The organism is Microvirga yunnanensis (assembly GCF_025460875.1).
Window position 1 is genome coordinate 44,561 of the sequence record NZ_JAMXFI010000010.1, and the last position, 21,259, is coordinate 65,819.

The 21,259-nt window shown below is 66.7% G+C and carries 17 protein-coding genes and 1 other RNA gene; 12 read left to right on the forward strand and 6 right to left on the reverse strand.

Features of this window, described 5'->3' with window-relative positions:
- Nucleotides 1-135 precede the first annotated feature (135 nt).
- From NF876_RS07350 to metH, 7 genes are all read left to right on the forward strand, one after another.
- Nucleotides 136-1,479: an erythromycin esterase family protein gene (locus tag NF876_RS07350; protein ID WP_262268149.1), complete on the forward strand. Its 1,344-nt coding sequence runs from the start codon at nucleotides 136-138 to the stop codon at nucleotides 1,477-1,479.
- A 465-nt stretch (nucleotides 1,480-1,944) separates the two neighbouring features.
- Nucleotides 1,945-3,597 (forward strand): energy-dependent translational throttle protein EttA, encoded by a 1,653-nt coding sequence (gene ettA / locus NF876_RS07355; protein ID WP_262268150.1) that lies wholly within the window; start codon nucleotides 1,945-1,947, stop codon nucleotides 3,595-3,597.
- A gap of 247 nt (nucleotides 3,598-3,844) precedes the next feature.
- On the forward strand, nucleotides 3,845-4,231 hold the full coding sequence (gene ymaG, locus NF876_RS07360; protein ID WP_262268151.1) for an inner spore coat protein YmaG: 387 nt from the start codon (nucleotides 3,845-3,847) through the stop codon (nucleotides 4,229-4,231).
- Nucleotides 4,232-4,374: 143 nt separating this feature from the next.
- Nucleotides 4,375-5,853, forward strand: a complete 1,479-nt coding sequence (locus NF876_RS07365) for an AMP nucleosidase (RefSeq protein WP_262268152.1) — start codon at nucleotides 4,375-4,377, stop codon at nucleotides 5,851-5,853.
- Nucleotides 5,854-6,069: 216 nt separating this feature from the next.
- Entirely contained in the window at nucleotides 6,070-7,083 is a 1,014-nt protein-coding gene (locus NF876_RS07370) for an ArsR/SmtB family transcription factor (RefSeq protein WP_262268153.1), read from the forward strand.
- Nucleotides 7,083-7,988, forward strand: a complete 906-nt coding sequence (gene metF, locus NF876_RS07375; protein ID WP_262268154.1) for a methylenetetrahydrofolate reductase [NAD(P)H] — start codon at nucleotides 7,083-7,085, stop codon at nucleotides 7,986-7,988. Before NF876_RS07370 ends, metF begins: the two co-directional genes overlap by 1 nt.
- Before the next feature lie 100 nt (nucleotides 7,989-8,088).
- Nucleotides 8,089-11,844 carry a methionine synthase gene (gene metH / locus NF876_RS07380; protein ID WP_262268155.1) on the forward strand — a complete coding sequence of 1,252 codons (3,756 nt, stop codon included), beginning with the start codon at nucleotides 8,089-8,091 and terminating at the stop codon, nucleotides 11,842-11,844.
- Between the two features lie 246 nt (nucleotides 11,845-12,090).
- On the opposite strand, the gene NF876_RS07385 is transcribed toward metH, so the two are convergent.
- From NF876_RS07385 to NF876_RS07410, 6 genes are all read right to left on the reverse strand, one after another.
- Complete coding sequence (locus NF876_RS07385) at nucleotides 12,091-13,323, reverse strand: ABC transporter permease (protein WP_262268156.1); 1,233 nt, start codon at nucleotides 13,321-13,323, stop codon at nucleotides 12,091-12,093.
- Nucleotides 13,320-14,042 carry an ABC transporter ATP-binding protein gene (locus NF876_RS07390; protein WP_315974395.1) on the reverse strand — a complete coding sequence of 241 codons (723 nt, stop codon included), beginning with the start codon at nucleotides 14,040-14,042 and terminating at the stop codon, nucleotides 13,320-13,322. The genes NF876_RS07385 and NF876_RS07390 overlap by 4 nt, the downstream gene beginning before the upstream one ends.
- Nucleotides 14,043-14,053: 11 nt before the next feature.
- Complete coding sequence (locus NF876_RS07395) at nucleotides 14,054-15,478, reverse strand: efflux RND transporter periplasmic adaptor subunit (RefSeq protein WP_262268157.1); 1,425 nt, start codon at nucleotides 15,476-15,478, stop codon at nucleotides 14,054-14,056.
- An 81-nt stretch (nucleotides 15,479-15,559) separates the two neighbouring features.
- Nucleotides 15,560-16,327 (reverse strand): N-acetylmuramoyl-L-alanine amidase, encoded by a 768-nt coding sequence (locus NF876_RS07400; RefSeq protein ID WP_262268158.1) that lies wholly within the window; start codon nucleotides 16,325-16,327, stop codon nucleotides 15,560-15,562.
- A gap of 4 nt (nucleotides 16,328-16,331) precedes the next feature.
- Nucleotides 16,332-17,057 (reverse strand): TerB family tellurite resistance protein, encoded by a 726-nt coding sequence (locus tag NF876_RS07405; protein ID WP_262268159.1) that lies wholly within the window; start codon nucleotides 17,055-17,057, stop codon nucleotides 16,332-16,334.
- 87 nt (nucleotides 17,058-17,144) lie between these two features.
- Nucleotides 17,145-17,423 (reverse strand): YMGG-like glycine zipper-containing protein, encoded by a 279-nt coding sequence (locus NF876_RS07410; RefSeq protein WP_213561655.1) that lies wholly within the window; start codon nucleotides 17,421-17,423, stop codon nucleotides 17,145-17,147.
- A gap of 294 nt (nucleotides 17,424-17,717) precedes the next feature.
- On the opposite strand from NF876_RS07410, the gene NF876_RS07415 reads away from it, so the two are divergent.
- The 5 genes from NF876_RS07415 (at nucleotide 17,718) to ftsL (ending at nucleotide 21,257) form a co-directional block, all read left to right on the forward strand.
- Nucleotides 17,718-18,503 carry a lytic transglycosylase domain-containing protein gene (locus NF876_RS07415; protein ID WP_262268160.1) on the forward strand — a complete coding sequence of 262 codons (786 nt, stop codon included), beginning with the start codon at nucleotides 17,718-17,720 and terminating at the stop codon, nucleotides 18,501-18,503.
- A gap of 114 nt (nucleotides 18,504-18,617) precedes the next feature.
- An RNA gene (rnpB, locus tag NF876_RS07420) (RNase P RNA component class A) lies at nucleotides 18,618-19,011 on the forward strand.
- 310 nt (nucleotides 19,012-19,321) lie between these two features.
- Entirely contained in the window at nucleotides 19,322-19,819 is a 498-nt protein-coding gene (gene mraZ / locus NF876_RS07425; RefSeq protein WP_262268161.1) for a division/cell wall cluster transcriptional repressor MraZ, read from the forward strand.
- Nucleotides 19,816-20,865, forward strand: coding sequence for a 16S rRNA (cytosine(1402)-N(4))-methyltransferase RsmH (gene rsmH / locus NF876_RS07430; RefSeq protein WP_262268162.1), 1,050 nt, complete (start codon nucleotides 19,816-19,818; stop codon nucleotides 20,863-20,865). The genes mraZ and rsmH overlap by 4 nt, the downstream gene beginning before the upstream one ends.
- Complete coding sequence (gene ftsL, locus NF876_RS07435; protein ID WP_262268163.1) at nucleotides 20,862-21,257, forward strand: cell division protein FtsL; 396 nt, start codon at nucleotides 20,862-20,864, stop codon at nucleotides 21,255-21,257. Before rsmH ends, ftsL begins: the two co-directional genes overlap by 4 nt.
- The last annotated feature ends 2 nt before the right edge of the window (nucleotides 21,258-21,259 follow it).

Consider the following 21,259-nt stretch of genomic DNA (forward strand, 5'->3'; position numbering starts at 1 on the left):
ATCTTGGCCGCTCTGCGCGGAATTGCGGCTCCGGAGGAAACGCCGGTGCACGTTCCTTCCTGGAACAAGCCGAGTCCCGCCATCGTTCTCCGGCGGAACCGGCATGCAAGGTGCCGGTCCTGCGGAGTGAGGATCATGGCCCGGCTGTCCTGGAAGCAGAATGAGAACGACGCCTCGATCAAGGAAGCGGTCGATCTCGTGCGCGAGCACGGGGAGGTGCTGCCGTCGGTTGCCGACGAAGAAGCCTTCGGCGCCTTGTTCGATCGCTTCTCCGACGCCAAGGTCGTGCTCCTGGGAGAAGCCACTCATGGCACCTCGGAGTTCTATCGGGCGCGGGCTGCCATCACCAAGCGTCTGATCGAGCGGCACGGCTTCTCCATCGTGGCCGTGGAGGCCGATTGGCCGGATGCGGCGCGGATCGACGCCTATGTGCGTCATCGCCCCATCCCCGACGGAGAGGATGAAGCCTTCGAGCGGTTCCCGACCTGGATGTGGCGCAACGAGGAAGTCTATGACTTCGTCAACTGGATGCGCGAGCACAACAAGGACAAGCCGGAGGACGAGCGCGCCGAGTTCCGCGGCCTCGACGTCTACAGCCTGAACGCGTCGATCCGCTCCGTTCTCGACTATCTGGACCGGGTCGATCCGGAGAAGGCCAAGGAGGCGAGGGGGCGCTACGGGTGTCTCAGCCCCTGGCAGTCGGACCCGGCCCGCTACGGCCGCGCCGTCCTGACGGGACAGAAGAAGCCCTGCGACGAGGCGTTGCTGCGCCAACTCCAGGACATTCTGGACAAGCGCATGGATTATCTTCAGGCGGAGGGCGGCGAGGCCTTCTTCGATGCGGTTCAGAACGCCAAGATCGTCCATGCGGCCGAGCACTACTACCGGATCATGTACGAGGGCGCGACGGAATCCTGGAACCTGCGCGACCGGCACATGTTCGAGACCCTGCAGAGCCTGCTGGCCCGGCGCGACAACGCCAAGGCGGTCGTCTGGGCGCACAATTCCCACATCGGCAACGCCGCCGCCACGGCCATGGGCTGGCAGGGAGAGTTCAATATCGGCGAGCTTTGCCGGAAGACCTACCGCGACCAGGCCGTACTGATCGGTTTCGGCACCGATCGGGGCACCGTGGCGGCCGCCGACGACTGGGACGAGCCCATGCAGGTCAAGACCGTCCGTCCGGCCCGGCCCGACAGCCACGAGCGCATCTTCCGGGAGACAGGCCTCGGCTGCTTCCTGAGCGACTGGCGGGAGAACGGCCAGGTCGACTTGATGGACGCTCTCTCGCGGCCGCGCCTGGAGCGGGCCATCGGCGTGGTCTACCGGCCGGAGACCGAACTCTACAGCCATTACTTCGAGGCGGTGCTGGCCGAGCAGTTCGACGCCTTCATCTGGTTCGAGGAGACCAAGGCAGTGACCCCGCTCACCCACGCCCATGGAAAGGGCATGCCGGAGACGTATCCGTTCGGCCTTTGACACGAGGGCATCCTCCCACGGCCACCCTCCGCCCGTTGGGCCACCCTCCGCACGTCATCACCGGCCTTGTGCCGGTGATCCCGACGATGGGTGGGGCCGCGCTCTCCCGCTGTCCTGCCACCCTCCGCACGTCATCACCGGCCTCGTGCCGGTGATCCCGATCGGAAGGGCGCGGCGCTTGTCCGGGTCGGGATGGCCGGGACAGGCCCGGCCATGACGTGGAGGGTGAGGGTGGGGGGGCGCGCGAGGCGCCGTCCGGCGCTTCCATCCCCACGAGCATCGAGCCGGGCCGCCCGTCGCGCCACCCGCGATCCCACCCCAGGCTCGCAGCCCCCCGGCTGCGGACCTCAAGGTGCGGGCTTCCTGGAACTCCGCTGGCGAGACACGCCTGCCTTGTCCCGGTCGCCTGCTCCTGCTAACTGACGGCCAACTTCATTCACATCTCGATCAAGCAGGGCTTTTTCCGTGTCCCGTCAATTCATCTACCACATGCGTGGCCTCACCAAGACCTATTCGGGCGGCAAGAAGGTCTTGGACAACATCCATCTCTCCTTCTACCCGGATGCCAAGATCGGCGTGCTCGGCGTCAACGGCGCCGGTAAGTCGACCCTGCTGCGCATCATGGCCGGCACCGATACCGACTGGACCGGCGAGGGCTGGGTCGCCGAGGGCGCCCGGGTCGGCTACCTGCCCCAGGAGCCCCAGCTCGACCCGTCGAAGAACGTCCGCGAGAACGTCATGGAGGGCGTGGCGGCCAAGAAGGCGATCCTCGACCGCTACAACGAGCTCGCCATGAACTATTCCGAGGAGACGGCGGACGAGATGACCCGCCTCCAGGACGAGATCGAGGCGAAGGGCCTGTGGGATCTCGATTCCCAGGTGGATCAGGCCATGGACGCCCTGCGCTGCCCGCCCGACGACTGGGCCGTGGACAAGCTCTCCGGCGGCGAGCGCCGCCGCGTAGCGCTCTGCAAGCTGCTTCTGGAGCAGCCGGAACTGCTCCTCCTCGACGAGCCGACCAACCACCTGGACGCCGAAACGACGGCCTGGCTGGAAGGGCACCTGCGCAATTATCCGGGCGCGATCCTGATCGTCACCCACGACCGCTACTTCCTCGACAACGTGACGGGCTGGATTCTCGAGCTCGACCGCGGCCGGGGCATCCCCTACGAGGGCAATTACTCGTCCTGGCTCACGCAGAAGCAGAAGCGGCTGGAGCAGGAGGGTCGCGAGGACGAGGCGCACAAGCGCACCATCGAGCGCGAGCGCGAGTGGGTGTCGGCCTCGCCGAAGGCCCGCCAGGCCAAGTCCAAGGCCCGTATCCAGCGTTACGAGGAACTCGTGGCCAAGGCCAACGAGAAAGGTCCGACCACCGCCCAGATCATCATCCCGATCGCCGAACGCCTGGGCAACAACGTCATCGAGTTCGACAACCTCAAGAAGGCCTTCGGCGACAAGCTTCTCATTGACGGCCTGTCCTTCAAGCTGCCCCCGGGCGGCATCGTGGGCGTCATCGGGCCGAACGGCGCGGGCAAGACCACCCTGTTCCGCATGATCACCGGCCAGGAGCAGCCGGACGAGGGCTCGATCAAGATCGGCGAGAGCGTGAAGCTCGGCTATGTGGACCAGAGCCGCGACTCGCTCGACGCCAACAAGACCCTGTACGAGGAGATTTCGGGCGGCAACGAGGTGCTCTATCTCGGCAAGCGCGAGATCAATGCCCGCGCCTATTGCGGCGCCTTCAACTTCAAGGGCTCCGACCAGCAGAAGAAGGTCGGCGTGCTCTCGGGCGGCGAACGCAACCGCGTGCACCTCGCCAAGATCCTGAAGTCCGGTTCGAACGTCCTGCTCCTCGACGAGCCGACCAACGACCTCGACGTGGATACCCTGCGGGCGCTCGAAGAGGCGCTGGAGGATTATGCGGGCTGCGCCGTGATCATCTCGCACGACCGCTGGTTCCTCGACCGCATCGCCACCCATATCCTGGCCTTCGAGGGCGACAGCCACGTGGAATGGTTCGAGGGCAACTTCGCCGATTACGAGGAGGACAAGAAGCGCCGCCTCGGCACGGATTCCACGATCCCGCACCGGATCAAGTACAAGAAGTTCTCGCGGTAATCTTTTCGCGCGAACGCCACCTCCGTGACGGAGCAGAACGCGGGATCGGGCAGGAACTCGCCCGCGTTCTCCTTTTCGGAGCTTGCCCATGCCCGGCGCGGGCAGCCCGCCGTTGAACGGAAACCTTAACGAGACCTTCAGGCCAAGTTCATATCGGGCGGATTAGACTTCCAGTCAGAATAGGGCGGAAGGTGTTCATGAGACGTGATCTCCTGGCCTTTGCCCCATGGAGGTTCGCATGGTGTGCATGAAGCGTGTTCTGACGGCTGGGGCCACCGCTTTGGTCCTGAGCGGTTCCCTCTTGGCTGCCGTTCCTGCGACGGCGGGCGAGAGCACGGGCCGTTGGCGCGATGGATCCTATGCCACGCCCTATGGGGTCGTCCGCCCCTACCGCGACTACGGCTATCGGCCTTACCATCGCCACGGCTCCAATGTCGGCGGCGCGGTGGCCGCCGGCGTGGTCGGCGGCCTGGCGCTCGGCGCATTGGCGGCCCGTCCCGCCTATTCGTACCCGGCCTATCCCACCTATTACGGCTCTCCGGCTTATGATGCGCCGTCCTGTTATACGGTACGCCGTCGCTTCGTCGATGACTGGGGCCGCGTCGTCATCCGCCGCGAAGAGGTCTGCGAATAGGTCCAATTCCGGGAGCGACCTCAGGAATGCCGGATCCCTCGGGCATTCCGTCGGGCCGACGCTGCACCGCTCGCCGGGGAGTTGGGTTCTGCCCCAAAACGGTGTATGACCCTTGAGGCACGAGACATCAGAAGAGAGTCCACGTGCCAGCCGATCACATCTCCACATTCCAATCCGTTGCCACGCCTGAAGAAGCCGTCGACCGGCTCATCGCGCTTCACGACAGCGCCATCGAGGCGCAGCGCCAGGCTCTCGAGCATTTCTTCTCCACCGGAACGCCGCCAACGCCATTCGAGCGGTCGCGCTTCCGCTATCCGGAGCTGCGCCTCGATTACCGGTCGACCTCTCTTCCACCGGTCAAGCAGCGCGCCTATGCCAAGTTCCAGGGCCCGGGCGTCTACGCCACCACGATCACCCAGCCCGCGTTCTTCCGGAACTACCTCCTGGAGCAGCTGAACTATCTCGTGCGCGATTACGGCGCCACCATCGAGATCGGCGTCAGCGACCAGGAAATTCCCTATCCGTATGTCTTCGAGCGTGGGGACGAACTGGGCCGAGGGGCCCACTCGGCGTCGGAGCTCGCGCAGCATTTCCCGACGCCGCTCCTCGCCAAGGTGGGCGACGAGATCGCCGATGGAACCTGGGTCTTCCATGAGAACGAGGCCCGGCCCCTGGCGCTCTTCGATGCGGCCAGGGTCGATTATTCGCTCCGCCGCCTCGTCCATTACACCGGCAGCGACTGGCGCAGCCTGCAGCCCTGGATCCTGCTCACCAACTATCACCGCTATGTCGACCAGTTCATCCGCTGGGCCGTGAAGGAGATGGCGGATCCGGACGGGCCCTATACCAGGCTCCTGCTGCCCGGCGGCATCAGCATCGAGCGGGGCCTGGACGAGGCCGCCGTCGAGGACCTCATCGGGTCCTCGCCCTGGCACCGGTTCCAGATGCCGGCCTATCACCTGATGCGAAAGGACGGCCAGGGCGTGACCCTGGTCAATATCGGCGTCGGGCCCTCGAACGCGAAGAACATCACCGATCACCTGGCGGTGCTGCGGCCCCATTGCTGGCTCATGGTCGGCCATTGCGGGGGGCTTCGCCAGTCCCAGTCCATCGGCGATTACGTGCTGGCCCACGGCTACCTGCGGCGCGATCACATCCTCGACAGCGCCGTGCCGCCTGAAATCCCGATCCCGGCCCTGGCCGAAATTCAGGTCGCCCTGCAGGATGCCGCGGTTCAGGTTACGGGCGAGCGTGGCGAGGAGCTGAAGCGGCGCCTGCGCACCGGCACGGTCGTGACCTACGACGACCGGAACTGGGAGCTGCGCTGGAGCCAGGAGCGGCGCCAGATCAACCTGTCCCGGGCCATCGCGGTGGACATGGAGAGCGGCACCATCGCGGCCCAGGGGTACCGCTTGCGGGTTCCCTACGGCACCTTGCTCTGCGTCTCGGACAAGCCGCTGCACGGGGAGATCAAGCTGCCAGGTGCGGCCAACGCCTTCTACGAGCGCGCCGTGAGCGAGCATCTCATGATCGGCCTGGCGGCGCTCGACATCCTGAAAGGGCAGCGCTCCTCGCTGCATTCCCGCAAGCTGCGCAGCTTCGACGAGCCGCCGTTCCGTTAGGCGGTTCCCGTCGGGAGCCGACTGGCACCGGCTGCCAAATGCTCTGGTCGATCCGCACGCCCACGGGGCCGCGCTCGCCGCGGCCACGCTCGCCGTATGGAAACCATCGCCGGGAACGTCCGGAAGGCCGGCCCAGAGATGAGGTTCATGACATCGCTTGCTCTCTCGTCAAAATACATATAAACATATCTTTATATGTAGGAGCGAGATTTGGCCGTGCCCGACACCCCGTCTCCATCACTGGATCTGACCCTGGATGTCCTTCGGGCCGCCGCCGAGGAGACGCGCCTGCGGATCCTGGCGCTGCTGACCGAAGGTGAACTGTCCGTTTCGGACCTCACGGACATCCTTGGGCAGTCCCAGCCGCGCATCTCCCGTCATCTCAAGCTTCTCGTCGAGGCGGGTCTCGTGGAGCGGCACCGGGAAGGGGCCTGGGCGTTCTTCCGGCTCACCGACCGGGGCGTCGCCCTGCGAATCATCCGCCCGACCCTGGAGAGCCTGGACCGGTCGGACCCGCAACTTCTGGAAGACAGGACCCGCCTCGAAGCCGTGCGGGCCCAGCGCTCCCAGGCCGCCCAGGCCTTCTTCTCCCGCCTGGCGCCGGATTGGGACCGGATCCGGTCCCTCCACGCGCCCGAAGCGGTGGTCGAGGCATCCGTTCTCGATGCTCTGGGCCCGGCCAGGATCCGGAACCTCGTCGACCTGGGCACGGGCACCGGCCGCATGCTGCAATTGCTGGCCCCCCGGGCCAGCCGCACCGTGGGGCTCGATGCCAGCCACGCCATGCTGTCCGTGGCACGGGCCAACCTCGAGAAGGCCGGCCTCAGAGGAATCGAGCTGCGCCAGGGCGACATCTATGCGCCTCCATTCCCCCGCGACACATTCGATCTCGTCATCATCCATCAAGTGCTGCACTACCTCGACGATCCGGCCCGGGCGATCCGGGAGGCTGCGCGCCTGGTGGCGCCGGGCGGACGCATCCTGGTGGTCGATTTCGCCCCGCACAACCTCGAGTTCCTGCGCGAGGCTCAGGCCCATCGCCGCCTCGGCTTCGCTCCCTCCCAGGTCGCCGGATGGCTCGACGAGGCGGGGCTCGACTGCACCCTAACCCGGGAGATCGCTCCGTCGAGGACAGCCGACGAGCAGTTGACCGTATCCCTTTGGCTTGGCCAGGATCGCCGTGTGGTGACGGATTGGCCCTTGAGTGAACCCGACAGAGAGGTCGCCTGATGTCACCGCTTACGCTCCGCCCCAGCCGGCAGGTCGCCCGTCCGATCAAGGTGTCCTTCGAGTTCTTCCCGCCCAAGACGCCCGAGATGGAGCAGACCCTCTGGGCGTCGATCCAGCGTCTGGCTCCGCTCAATCCGCAATTCGTCTCCGTGACCTACGGGGCCGGCGGCTCCACCCGTGAGCGCACGCACGCCACCGTGTCACGCCTCGTGCAGGAGACGCACCTCAAGCCGGCCGCGCATCTCACCTGCGTGGCGGCCACGAGGGCAGAGGTCGACGACGTCGTCCGCTCCTACTGGGATGCGGGCGTGCGCCACATCGTGGCACTGCGCGGCGATCCAGCGTCCGGCATCGGCACGGCCTACGAGCCGCATCCCGGCGGCTATGAGCGGACTTGCGATCTCGTCGCCGGCATCAAGGCCATCGGCGATTTCGAGGTCTCCGTGTCGGCCTATCCGGAGAAGCATCCCGAGGCGGCCTCGCTCGACGCGGACATCGATGCTCTGAAGGCCAAGGTCGATTGCGGCGCGGACCGCGCCATCACGCAGTTCTTCTTCGACAACGATCACTACTTCCGCTACCTCGACCGCGTCCGCGCCCGGGGCATCGATATTCCGATCGTGCCCGGCATCGTGCCGGTGCAGAACTTCAAGCAGACGGCGAACTTCGCGTCGAAGACCGGCGCGAGCGTGCCGGACTGGCTGGCCGCCCGTTTCGAGGGGCTGGAGAGCGACGTGGAGACCCGCAGGCTCGTCGCCGCGGCCGTCGCGGCCGAGCAGGTGATCGATCTCGTCGATCGGGGCGTCGACGAGTTCCACTTCTACACCATGAACCGCGCCGACCTGGTCTATGCCATCTGCCATCTGCTCGGCCTGCGCGACCAGAGCGTGAGGGCCGCGGCCTGAGTTTCCGATGCCCGGCTCGGCCGGGCATTCACATCCGCATCATGAAACGAGCGTCGTCGGCCGGCGAGACCTCGGCCACGATCACGAGAGAACAGACCGAATGACCGCGTATACTCCTCGCCCCGCCAACGGCGCCGACGTGATCAAGGCGCTTCGCGAAGCCGCCTCCAGGCGGATCCTCGTGCTCGACGGCGCGATGGGAACGGAGCTGCAGCGCTCCCGCTTCTCGGAAGAGGATTTCCGGGGCGAGCGCTTCAAGGACTGGAAGCAGGACGTCCGCGGCAACAACGATCTGCTCATCCTCACGCAGCCCGATGCGGTGCGCAACGTGCACCTCGATTATTTTCGCGCGGGCGCCGACATCGTCGAGACCAACACCTTCTCCGGCACCTCCATCGCCCAGGCCGATTACGGCATGGAAGAGATCGTCTACGACCTGAACTTCGAGGGCTCGCGGCTCGCGCGCGAGGCCGCGCTGATCGCCGAGAAGGAGGACGGCCGCCGCCGCTTCGTCGCGGGAGCCATCGGTCCGACGAACCGCACGCTGTCGATCTCACCCGACGTGAACAATCCGGGCTATCGCGCCGTGACCTTCGATCAGGTTCGCGACGCTTACGCCGAGCAGGTGAGGGGGCTCGTCGACGGCGGCGCCGAGATCATCCTCATCGAGACGGTCTTCGATACCCTCAACGCCAAGGCGGCCATCGTGGCGACCCATCAGGTCTTCGCCGAGAAGGGCGTGACGTTGCCGATCATGGTCTCGGGCACGATCACGGATCTGTCCGGCCGCACGCTGTCGGGCCAGACGCCGACGGCGTTCTGGCATTCGGTGCGTCATGCGGAGCCGTTCTCCATCGGGCTCAACTGCGCCCTCGGCGCCCGCGAGATGCGCGCCCATATCCAGGAGATCGGCAAGGTTGCCGACACGCTCGTCTGCGCCTATCCGAATGCCGGCCTGCCCAACGAATTCGGTCTCTACGACGAGCGCCCCGAGGCGACGGCCACGATGCTGGCCGAGTTCGCCGATGCGGGTCTCGTCAACGTGGTCGGCGGCTGCTGCGGCACGACGCCCGACCACATCCGGGCCATCGCGGAGGCCGTTGCCGGCAAGGCCCCGCGCGCGGTGCCGAAGGTGCAGCCGCTCATGCGCCTGTCGGGACTCGAGCCCTTCGTCCTGACCTCGGACATTCCCTTCGTGAACGTGGGCGAGCGCACGAACGTCACGGGTTCGGCCAAGTTCCGCAAGCTCGTCACCAACGGCGATTACGCCGCCGCCCTCGATGTCGCGCGCGACCAGGTGGCGAACGGCGCCCAGATCATCGACGTCAACATGGACGAGGGCCTGCTCGATTCCGAGAAGGCCATGGTGGAGTTCCTCAACCTCGTGGCGGCCGAGCCCGATATCGCCCGCGTGCCGGTGATGGTGGATTCCTCCAAGTTCCACGTGATCGAGGCCGGCCTCAAGTGCATCCAGGGCAAGGCCATCGTGAACTCGATCTCCATGAAGGAGGGCGAGGCATCGTTCATCGAGCACGCCAGGATCTGCCGCTCTTACGGGGCAGCCGTCGTCGTGATGGCCTTCGACGAGCAGGGCCAGGCCGATACGCTCGAGCGCAAGGTCGAGATCTGCACCCGCGCCTACCGGATCCTCACGGAGCAGGTCGGCTTCCCGCCGGAGGACATCATCTTCGACCCGAACGTGTTCGCGGTCGCCACCGGCATCGAGGAGCACAACGGCTACGGGGTCGCCTTCATCGAGGCGACCAGGATCATCCGGGAGACGCTGCCGCACGCGCATATCTCGGGCGGCGTGTCGAACCTGTCGTTCTCGTTCCGCGGCAACGAGCCCGTGCGCGAGGCCATGCACTCCGTGTTCCTGTTCCATGCCATCAAGGTCGGCATGGACATGGGCATCGTGAATGCCGGCCAGCTTGCGGTGTACGACGAGATCGATCCGGAGCTGCGCGAGCTGTGCGAGGACGTGGTTCTCAACCGCCGTCCCGACGCGACGGAGCGCCTGCTGGAGGCCGCGCCCCGCTTCAAGGGCGATGGATCCGGCGCCGCGAAGACTGCCGATCTCGAGTGGCGCTCCTGGCCCGTCGAGAAGCGGATCGAGCACGCGCTCGTCAACGGCATCACCGAGTTCATCGAGCAGGACACGGAGGAGGCCCGCCAGGGCGCCGAGCGCCCGCTGCACGTCATCGAAGGCCCGCTCATGGCCGGCATGAACGTGGTGGGCGATCTCTTCGGCGCCGGCAAGATGTTCCTGCCGCAGGTGGTGAAATCCGCCCGCGTGATGAAGCAGGCGGTCGCCTATCTGATGCCGTTCATGGAGGCCGAGAAGGAAGCCTCCGGCGTCACCGAGCGGTCCGCCGCCGGCAAGGTGCTGATGGCGACCGTGAAGGGCGACGTGCACGATATCGGCAAGAACATCGTCGGCGTCGTACTCGCCTGCAACAACTACGAGGTCCTCGACCTCGGCGTCATGGTGCCGGCCCAGAAGATCCTGGAGACGGCCCGCCGGGAGAAGGTGGACGTGATCGGCCTCTCGGGTCTCATCACGCCCTCGCTCGACGAGATGGTGCATGTGGCGAGCGAGATGGAGCGCGAAGGCTTCGACATCCCGCTGCTCATCGGCGGTGCCACCACGAGCCGCGTGCACACGGCGGTGAAGATCCACCCGAACTACAAGAAGGGGCAGGCCGTCTACGTGACCGACGCCAGCCGCGCGGTGGGCATCGTGTCCTCGCTGCTGTCGTCCGAGATGAAGGACGGCTACGTGGAGACGCTCCGCTCCGAGTACCGCAAGGTGGCCGAGGCGCATGCCCGCTCGGAGGCGGACAAGCAGCGCCTGTCCCTCGAAAAGGCCCGTGCCAACAGGCTCGCGCTCGACTGGTCGTCCTATCAGCCGCCGAAGCCCACCTTCACCGGCGCGCGCGTGTTCCGCAGCTACGATGTGGGCGAGCTCGTGCCCTATATCGACTGGACGCCGTTCTTCCAGACCTGGGAGCTGAAGGGTCGCTTCCCGGCGATCCTCGAGGACGAGAAGCAGGGCGAGGCCGCGCGGCAGCTCTGGGAGGACGCTCAGGCCATGCTCAAGCAACTCGTGGACGAGCGTTGGTTCAATCCGAAGGCCGTCATCGGTTTCTGGCCGGCCAATGCGGTGGGCGACGACATCCGACTCTACACGGGCGAGAGCCGCAAGGAGCAGCTCGCGACCTTCTACGGCCTGCGCCAGCAGCTCTCGAAGCGGGACGGAAAGCCCAACATCTGCCTGTCCGATTTCGTCGCCCCGGTGGAGAGCGGCAAGCCCGACTGGGTCGGCGCCTTCGTGGTGACGTCCGGCATCGAGGAGGTGCGCATCGCGGAGCGCTTCGAGCGCGCCAACGACGATTACCGTTCGATCCTGGTCAAGGCTCTTGCCGACCGCTTGGCGGAAGCCTTTGCCGAGCGCATGCACGAACGCGTGCGCCGGGAGTTCTGGGGCTATGCGACGGACGAGAACCTCAGCAACGAGGGGTTGATCGGCGAGGAGTACCAGGGCATCCGCCCAGCGCCCGGCTATCCGGCGCAGCCCGACCATACGGAGAAGGCGACCCTGTTCAGCCTGCTCGGGGCCGAGCGCAGCATCGGCGTGACGCTCACCGAATCCTACGCCATGTGGCCGGGTTCGTCCGTGTCGGGTCTCTACCTGTCGCATCCGGACGCCTATTACTTCGGCGTCGCCAAGGTCGAGCGCGATCAGGTCGAGGATTACGCCGCCCGCAAGGACATGAGCGTCACCGAGGTCGAGCGCTGGCTCGCCCCGATCCTCAACTACGATCCGGCGCGCTATCGCGTGATGGCGGCGGAATAAGGCTCCTGCGGCCTTACTGACACCCTCCACGTCATGGCCGGGCTCGAGCATCGGACCCAAAAGTGGACCCACTTTTGGGAACAGATCCGATGCTCCACTCTTGGCTGGCGCATCGTTCGGCGCGGAAAACCGGATCCACTTTTCCGCACGATGCGCTCGTCCCGGCTATCTCGATCGCAAGAGCGCCGCGCCTCTCGGACGCGAGGTCACCGGGACAAGCCCGGTGATGGCGTGGGGGATTTGTTCTCACTCCCGCCGCAAGGCTTCGATGGGGTCGAGCCTCGCGGCGCGTTGCGCCGGGTAGAACCCGAAAAAGATGCCCACCAGGGCCGAGAAGCCGACCGCCACGATGATGGCATTGGTGGACACGAGCGAGGGCCAGCCGGCGAGCTGCGCCACCAGATAGGCGGCTCCGGCGCCGAGGCCGATGCCCAGCGCCCCGCCGATGGTGGAGAGCGTCGTCGCCTCGATCAGGAACTGGCTCAGGATGTCGCGCGGCCGCGCGCCGACGGCAAGCCGCAGGCCGATCTCGCGGGTGCGCTCGGTGACCGAGACCAGCATGATGTTCATGATGCCGATGCCGCCCACGAGCAGGGACACGGCGGCCACGGCGGCGAGGAGCATGGAGAGCGTGTTGGCGGAGGCGGACGCCGTGTTGGCGATCTCCGTCAGGTTGCGGATCGAGAAATCGTCCTCCTGCTCGCCCGTGATGCGGTGACGCTGGCGCAGCAGCTCCGTCATGCTGGCGATGCCGGGCTCGATGTCGCTCTCGTCGGCGAACTTCACGAAGATCGAGCCGACCGATCCGTCCTTGGCGTAGTTGCGCCCGATCACACGGCGGCGGCCCGCGTCGAGGGGCACGAAGACCACGTCGTCCTGGTCCTGACCGAAGGCCGATTGCCCTTTCGACGCCATGACGCCGATGACCCGGAAGGGCACGTTGCGCACGCGCACGATCTGCTCGATGGGATCGTCCTCGCCGAAGAGGTTGCGGGCGACCGTCTGGCCCAGCAGGATCACGATGTCGCCGCGCCGGACCTCTTCCGGATCGAAGGTGCGGCCGGTGGCGACGTCCCATTCGCGGGCGGAGAACCAGTCCCGGTCGATGCCGTAGATGCGCGTCGCCCAGTTGCTGCCGCCGGCCACCACCTGGGCGCCGCCCTGCACGAAGGGCGCGGCCGCCACCACGCCGTCGACCTCTCGACGGATCGCGTGCGCGTCGTCGTCCGTGAGGGAGGAGGCCGCACCGGCGCCGAGGCGTGCGCCGCCCTGGGTGACATTTCCGGGCGTCACGATGGCGAGGTTCGCGCCGAGCGAACGGATCTGTTGGTCGACGAGATTGCGCGCCCCGGAGCCGATCGCCACCATGGCGATGACGGCCGCGACCCCGATGACGATGCCGAGCATGGTCAGAAGACTGCGCAGGGCATTGGCCGCGATGGCCGAGAATGCGGACCGGATGGCCTCGATCAACCTCATTCGGCGGCCTCCCGGGCGAGGGCGCGCGCATCGACCGGGACTTGGCGGTGATCCTCGGTCACGCGGCCGTCCCGGAAGCGGATCAGCCGGTGCGCGTGGCGTCCGACCTCGGCATCGTGCGTCACGAGCACGATGGTGACGCCCTCGCGGTTGAGCTCCTGGAACAGGGCCATGATCTCGTTGGCCGTGCGGCTGTCGAGGGCGCCGGTCGGCTCGTCGGCAAGGAGCAGGCTCGGGCCGTTGACGAGCGCGCGTGCGATAGCGACGCGCTGCTGCTGTCCGCCGGAGAGCTGCATGGGGCGGTGATGCGCCCGCTCCGCGAGGCCGACGCGGCCGAGCGCATGCAGGGCGCGCTCGCGTCGGGTCCTGCGGTCGAACCCCGCATAGACCATCGGCAGCTCCACGTTGCCGAGCGCGTCGACGCGGGGCAGGAGGTTGAACTGCTGGAAGACGAAGCCGATCTCGCGGTTGCGCAGGCGCGCCAAGCCGTCCGCGTCGAGGCGCTCGACCGCCGTATCGGCCAAGCGGTAATGGCCGGTGGTCGGCTTGTCGAGGCAGCCGACGAGATTCATGAACGTGGACTTGCCCGAACCGGATGGGCCCATCACGGCCACGAAATCACCCTTGTCGATGTCGAGCGACACGGAATCCAGAGCCACGACCCGGCCGGCGTCGAGATCGTAGACCCGTCTCAGGTCGCGTGTTTCGATGAGAGCCACGGGGCACTCCACTAGAACATGCGCGGGGGGCGCGGGCGGCGGTTCGAGGCCGGGCCGTTCGCATCCTCCCCGGCATCCTGGCGCTGGGCCCCGACGATGATGGCCGCGCCCTCCTGCACGTCGCCGCGCAGGATCTCGGTATAGGTTCCGTCCGTCGCGCCGAGCCGCACATGCACGGCCTCGGGCCGGCCGTCCTGGGCGACCCGGTAGATGCGCCCGTCCGCGCCGTCCTCCGGCTGCGCCGGCGCATCGCGGTCGCGCGCGCGCCGCCGCGGCGACTGGCCGTTCGGCTCGCTCGACGCGACGGCGATCGGCGGGCGGAAACGCAGGGCAGCGTTGGGAATGCGCAGCACGTCTTCCCGCTCGTCGGTGACGATCTGGAGGTTTGCCGTCATGCCGGGCAGGAGCGCCTGATCGAGGTTGCGCACGCCGATGACGGCCGTGTAGGTGACCACGTTCTGCACCGTCTGGGCGGACAGGCGCACCATCCTGACGCTGCCCTCGAAGACGCGGTTCGGATAGGCGTTCACCGTGAAGGTCACCTTTTGGCCGTCCTTGATGCGGCCCACGTCGGCCTCGTCGATATTGGCGTAGATGTCGATCTCGCGCAGGTCCTGCGCGATGGTGAAGAGCGTCGGGGCCGACAGGGAGGCGGCGACGGTTTGGCCGAGCTCAATGTCCCGCTTCACCACGACGCCGTCGACGGGCGACTTGATCTCCGTGCGGGCGAGGTCGATCTCGATGTCCTTGAGCTTCGCCTGCCGCTGCAGGATGATCGCCTCGGCGGATTTCACCCCCGCCTCGGCCAGGGCGAGGTCAGCCCTGAGCCCGTCCGTCTCGGCCCTGTTCGACGCGATCTGCGCGTCGGCCGAGACGAGGTTCGCCTTCTGGATGTCGACCTGCGTTCCGGCCTGCTCCAGGGCTGTCTGGGTTCCCACCGCCCGGGTGGTCAGCTCCTTCTGCCGGTCGAGGGTGCGCTGCGCGTCCGCGAGCTGCGCCTGCGTGCGGTCGCGCTGGGCCGCGAGATCGTTCGCCTGCGCCTGCGAGCGCTGCAGCGCCGATCGGGCCTTGTCGATCTGCGCGCGCTTGGTGTCGAGATCGGCCTTCGCCTGGGCGAGGTCGGCGAGCGCCGCGTCGCGTCGCGACTTGATCTGCTCGGCATAGAGGCGGGCCACCACCTGGCCTTCCTTCACCGGAGTGTTGTAGTCGGCCAGGATCTCGACCACCTGGCCGGAGAGCTGCGAGCCGACCAGCACCGTCGTGACCGGGTTGAGCGTGCCGGTCGCGCGCACGCTCGCCGTGATCGGGCCGCGATCCACCGCGCCGAGGCGGTAAGCCTGATCGGACGCGTTGCCGCCCGTGGGCGTCCACAGCACGAAGCCGGCGGTGCCCGCCACCAGGACGATGCCGATCAACCACAACCAGACGCGACGCACCGAAAAGCCCTCTCCACCACATGGACTGTCATGAAGGGCGATTGTGGCCGATTTTCCGGGACGTTACGAGTTAACTCTTTGTCATGCGGCGCCCTGCGGCCGCGCGGCGATCAGGTTGCGCAGGGTCATGATCGTCGAGGCATCCGCCACCCCGTCGACGCGCTCGGGCCGGAAGTGACGCTGGAAGGCCGCGACCACCTTTTCGGTGTCCTCGTCGAACACCCCGTTGATCCTCACCCCGTAGCCGTACATGGCGAGCATCGCCTGCAGGGCCTCGATGGGCATGCCCTGGTCTCCCCGGGAAAAGAAGCGGCCGTCGCTCGTGGCCGAGGGCGCGACCCAGTGGCCGACGCCAGCCTCGTGGAGGCGCTGCCAGGGAAAGAGCTCGCCCGGGTCGACCTTGCGGCCCGGAGCGACGTCGGAATGGCCGAGCACCCGCGTGGCCGGAATGCGCCAGCGGGCGACGATGTCCCGGGCCAGGGCCGCGACGCTTTCGATCTGCGCGTCCGGGTAGGGCGGCAGGCCGCCCGGATGGCCCGGATTGGCGATCTCGATGCCGATGGAGCAGGAATTGATGTCGTTGTCCCCGTCCCAGGAGGAGAGCCCGGCGTGCCAGGCCCGGCGCATCTCGGGAACGAGCTGCAGCACGCGCCCGTCGCCGAACACGAAGTAATGGGCGGAGACCTGCGAGACCGGATTGCACAGCCATTGCAGGGCCTCGCCCTCGTCCGGCATGCCCGTGTAGTGGAGGATCAGCATGCTGGGGCGCTGGCCGTCCTTGCGCTCCCCGTGATTGGGCGACGGGAACACCTTGCCGGCGACCGGGCTTTCCGGGGCGAGAGCGCTCATGCCGTCACCGGAGGTTCCGCTCGGCCGCGATGCGTTCCCAGGCTGCGTTGATGGCGGCCACGCGTTCGGTCGCGATCTTGACGGCTTCCGGCGGCAGGCCGCGGGCGATCTCCCGGTCGGGATGGTTCTCGGCCACGAGCCGGCGGTAGTGGCGCTTGAGCTCCTCGTCGCTCATGCTCCGGTCGGCCTTGAGGATGAGGTAGGGATCGTCCGGGCGCCTGACGTGCCGGGCCGCGACGCGCTCGAAATCCTTGTCGGAGAAGGCGAAGATCGTCGCCACGTCCCTCAGATAGGCGTATTCCGCCTCATGGATCGCCTCGTCGGCCTTGGCGATGTGGAACAGGCCGTCGAGCACATCCTCGAGCAGGGCGGGCTCGTCCTTGAACGCGTCGCCGATCTGACGGGCGTAGGACTCGAAGCCGTCCGAGGTCTGCATGGCGAGGTTGAACAGGCGCTCCACCTTGCCGTGTTCGCTGTCCGGCACGTCCACGATCTGCTCGAAGGCCCTGACCTCGACATCGACCACGACTCCGTCCGCCTTCGCCATCTTGGCCGCGAGCGCCACGAGACCCATGGTGAAGAGCACGTCGCGCGGCGGCTTCCCGAAAGGAGCGCCCTCGCGGTCAATGAGAACGTGGCCGGCCACACCACCCAGGAGGGCTCCGATCGGCCCGCCCAACGCGAGCCCGATACCGGCGCCACCCAGCTTACCCCAAATCGACTGAATCATCGTGCGACTAGTCGTACGCTCAAGTGCGGGCAAAAGGAAAGGGGCCGGGAATGTCCCGACCCCTGAAATCCAACCGTGGACGCGCGATCAGCGGCAGTAAACGTTGCCGTAGACGTCCTGATAAGTACCGTAGGGGCAGGCCGGGCGGGCCGGGGCGGTCGATGCGCCGACGATCGCGCCACCGGCGGCACCGATGGCCGCGCCCGCCAGGGCGCCGCTGCCACGACCCGTGGCTGCACCGCCAATGGCCGCGCCAGCAAGGCCGCCGATCGCAGCGCCGCCCACTGCGCGCTCGCCCGGGGTGTTGCAGGCTGCCATCGAGAGGGTGAGGGCACCGGCGGCAATGGCTGTCATGATCTTCTTCATGGAGGCTTCCCTGTTGTTGAGCGGGCGGTAGGCTGCCCGGTCCTGTTTAGCTTGACCTTACGCTGTCGCCAACTCCTGGGCGGAGAAAGAGTTCCTCCCCGTTCCGCATAAGCGGAGGAAAATTCTTGCCGTTCGCCTGAGGCTAGAAACGGCCCGCAAAGCCAGGAGTCCTCAAGGTTACACAGCCAAGCTTGAACGTATTCTGAACAAATATGCGGCTTGATGTGCCACATCTTCGCCCTAATTGGCCTCCACCGACCGCACCTTCCGATTTGTGCCGGCTGGAGTTTCAGTTTGACTTGGCAACATCTGCTCAGAACCCTTGCAATTGCCTCTGCTGGAGCTGCGGCCCTGCTTCTGGCCGCCGAAGCTCGGGCCGAAGGAGGTCATGATGGTGCGGTCATTTCTCCCGACAAGGCCGCTGAGTTCCTGAGCGCGGCCGCCGCCGAGGCGACAGCCGCCGCGGAGGAGGCCGTCGAGGCGGCCGAGGCGCAGAAAGGTTCGAAGGCCGTCAAGGGAGCGGACCGGAGGAAGGCGAAGGAAGCCGCCGCTGCCGCCAAGGCTCAGGACGGCAAGGTTCCGGACGCCAAGCCGCTGTCCCGGATGGCCGTGGAGGCGGCCGCACTGTCGGAGGACGAGACCGCATCCGTTCCCGCGACGCCCGTGGACGCCGCGCTGAAGCTGCGGTCATCGGACTCCGCCCGCGGCACCGCTCTCCGGCCGATGATCGTCCGCTATGCGTCCGAGAACGGCCTTCCCTACGAACTCGCGGATGCCGTCGTCCGGCTCGAGAGCCGCTACAATGCCGGCGCGCGCAACGGCCCCAATTTAGGCCTCACCCAGATCAACGTCCGCACGGCGCAGTCGCTCGGCTATCAGGGGCCGGCTGCCGGCCTGCTCGATGCGGAAACCAATCTCCGGTATGGTTTGAAATATCTCGCCCGAGCCTACAAGCTTGCCGGTGGCGATACCTGCGGCACCATCCTGCGCTATCAGTTCGGACATCGCGCGCAGACCATGACCGGCGCGTCGCGCGCCTATTGCGCCAAGGTGAAGGTGATCACTGCCGCGGCCGACTAGCGCACCGGCCGGTTCCGCCGGTGGGGATTCGTCGACCGATGAACGCTCGTTGCCGCTCGGCATCATGCGCAATGCCCTTGACGGGCAGGGGCATTTGGCACCACATCCTCACCGTCAGCTGGCCGGGCGGCCGCTTCGAGTTCGCTCGGGGAGGAAAGTCCGGGCTCCATGGAAAGCAAGGTGCCGGATAACGTCCGGCGAGGGTAACCTCAGGGAAAGTGCCACAGAGAGCAGACCGCCCCGCGAAGGTTCTCGGACCTCGGGGTAAGGGTGAAAGGGTGCGGTAAGAGCGCACCGCGGACGCAGCAATGCGCACGGCAGGGTAAACCCCACCAGGAGCAAAACCGAATAGGGACGACAGGCGTTCGCGCCAGGCCCGCTTCCAGGCCCGTCGTCCGGGTTGGTTGCTTGAGGCGGTCAGCAATGACCGTCCCAGAGGAATGGCCGCCACGTCCAAGGTCTTAGACTTTGGGCCCTACAGAACCCGGCTTACAGGCCGGCTGACCCCATCTTTCCACAGGCGGAATTTTGCAGGAAAGCGGAGCAAACCTTTGCTCCGCTTACGATTCATTAACCGTAAATGCGTCTCATGGGGGATGCATGCCGCGACGCATGCCCCCCACCTCCGTTCCGTTGACGCCCATATTATCCCATGTTATCCCAAACCATCCCGTCGACGGTGTCTTCCGAAGGGAGCGTCAAGCACTCAAGAAATGCTGGCGTTCAGCTTCGGGAAGTAGCGTCACCACCGGCTGCGGGAGGCGGATCCTCAAGGTCCGCCGGGGGGCTGACAATCAGGAGCGTGCGAGCTGCGGCCAATGAACCGCTTCGTGTCCAATTTCACCAACAAGTTGGATTCGAAGGGTCGCGTCTCGATCCCGGCATCCTTCCGGGCCGTATTGGCCAAGGATGGATTCGAGGGGCTCTACGTTCATCCGGCGCTGGACGCGCAGGCCCTGGACGCAGGCGGCAACGTGCTTCTGAACGAGATCGATGCGTTCTTGTCGACGCTGTCGCCCTATTCGGACGAGCGGGATCAGCTGTCGACGGCGTTGTTCGGGACCAGCGAGATTCTGAAGGTCGATCCGGAGGGGCGTGTCATCCTGACGGATACGGTAAAAGTTCATGCCGGGATTGGCGATACGGTGACGTTCGTCGGACTCGGTCACAAGTTCCAGATTTGGGAGCCCGAGCGCTTCCGTGCGCACTTGGAGGAGGCGCGCACGAAGGTCCGAGACCTGAAGAAGGCATTGGGAAGCCGGATTGCGGAGCCAAGGCTAGTGCAGAATACCTCACCAGGAGTACGGGATCGATGATGGGACGCGGCGACGGCCCAGGAGCCGGAGCCGCTGGCGGACCGTCCCGTCACGTTCCTGTGCTCCTGGAGGAGGTTGGCGCAGCGCTCGACGCGAAGCGCGGCGGTGCTTTCATCGACGGAACGTTCGGTGCCGGCGGCTACACCCGGGCCATTCTCGATGCCCATCCCCAGAACAAGGTCATCGCCATCGATCGCGATCCGGATGCCATCGCGGGCGGGGCGTCTCTCACGGCGAAGTTCAAGAAGCGCCTGATCCTCGTCCCAGGACGGTTCGGCGACCTCGACGAGATCGCGCACGCGCAAGGTTTCGAGAGCGTCGACGGCGTCGTGCTCGACATCGGCGTGTCGTCCATGCAGCTCGATCAGGCCGAGCGCGGCTTCTCGTTCCGCAACGACGGTCCGCTCGACATGCGCATGGAGCGCAACGGTCCGAGCGCGGCCGATCTCGTCAACGAATCCAGCGAGGCGGAACTCGCGGACATCTTCTATCATTACGGCGAGGAGCGGCGCGCGCGCGCCGTGGCGCGCGCGGTCATCGAGATGCGCCGCCGCCAGCCTTTCGAGACCACGCGCCAGCTGGCGGATCTCGTCGCCTCGCTGATCCGGCAGGAGCCCGGCGGCATCCATCCGGCCACGCGCGTGTTCCAGGGCCTGCGCATCGCGGTCAACGACGAGCTCGGCGAGCTGGTGCGCGCCCTGCACGCGGCCGAGCGCATTCTCAAGCCCGGGGGCCGCCTCGTCGTCGTCACGTTCCACTCGCTCGAAGACCGCATCGTGAAGCAGTTCTTTGCGGTCCGCACCGGGCGCGCGGCCACGGGCTCGCGCCATCTGCCGACGGCGGCCGCGCCCGAACCAACCTTCGAGGCGATCACCAGAGGTCCCGTCGGACCGGGTGACGACGAGCTGGCGCGCAATCCGCGGGCTCGGTCGGCCAAGCTGCGGGCCGGCGCGCGCACGGACACGCCGCCGCAGGAGCCATTGAGCGCCATCACCATGTTGGCCGAGTTGCCGCAGACGGCTGAAAAACGGGGAGGGCGCCGATGATCCGGCTGCTCCACATCATCGCGATCTCTGCTCTCATCGCATCGGCAGGCTATGCCTATTCGATCAAGTACGACACGCTGTACTATGCCGAGCAGGTGGCGAAGCTGAAATCCAAGGCGCAGCGCGAACGCGAGGCCATCGCGGTTCTGCAGGCCGAATGGCAGTATCTCGATCGCCCCGACCGACTTCAGGAGGCGGTCGACAAGCATCTCGATCTTCAGCCTCTGAAGATCCAGCAGCTCGCGCGTCTGTCCGACCTGCCGAACCGGCCTTCGCGCGAGGACGAGATCGGCCGCAAGCTCGAAGCGCTCGGTCTTCTCGAGCCGACGTCGACTCCGAAGGACAAGAATTCGGACGCCCGCACCCCGACGACCCAAACTCCGAAACGGTGAGC

What these genes read in the sequence shown, in the direction of transcription:
- NF876_RS07350 (WP_262268149.1), top strand. Translation starts at nt 136, where the DNA reads ATGGCCCGGCTGTCCTGGAAGCAGAATGAGAACGACGCCTCGATCAAG.
- ymaG (WP_262268151.1), top strand. Translation starts at nt 3,845, where the DNA reads ATGAAGCGTGTTCTGACGGCTGGGGCCACCGCTTTGGTCCTGAGCGGT.
- metF (WP_262268154.1), top strand. Translation starts at nt 7,083, where the DNA reads ATGTCACCGCTTACGCTCCGCCCCAGCCGGCAGGTCGCCCGTCCGATC.
- metH (WP_262268155.1), top strand. Translation starts at nt 8,089, where the DNA reads ATGACCGCGTATACTCCTCGCCCCGCCAACGGCGCCGACGTGATCAAG.
- NF876_RS07385 (WP_262268156.1), bottom strand. Translation starts at nt 13,323, where the DNA reads ATGAGGTTGATCGAGGCCATCCGGTCCGCATTCTCGGCCATCGCGGCC.
- NF876_RS07400 (WP_262268158.1), bottom strand. Translation starts at nt 16,327, where the DNA reads ATGAGCGCTCTCGCCCCGGAAAGCCCGGTCGCCGGCAAGGTGTTCCCG.
- NF876_RS07405 (WP_262268159.1), bottom strand. Translation starts at nt 17,057, where the DNA reads ATGATTCAGTCGATTTGGGGTAAGCTGGGTGGCGCCGGTATCGGGCTC.
- NF876_RS07410 (WP_213561655.1), bottom strand. Translation starts at nt 17,423, where the DNA reads ATGAAGAAGATCATGACAGCCATTGCCGCCGGTGCCCTCACCCTCTCG.
- mraZ (WP_262268161.1), top strand. Translation starts at nt 19,322, where the DNA reads ATGAACCGCTTCGTGTCCAATTTCACCAACAAGTTGGATTCGAAGGGT.
- rsmH (WP_262268162.1), top strand. Translation starts at nt 19,816, where the DNA reads ATGATGGGACGCGGCGACGGCCCAGGAGCCGGAGCCGCTGGCGGACCG.
- ftsL (WP_262268163.1), top strand. Translation starts at nt 20,862, where the DNA reads ATGATCCGGCTGCTCCACATCATCGCGATCTCTGCTCTCATCGCATCG.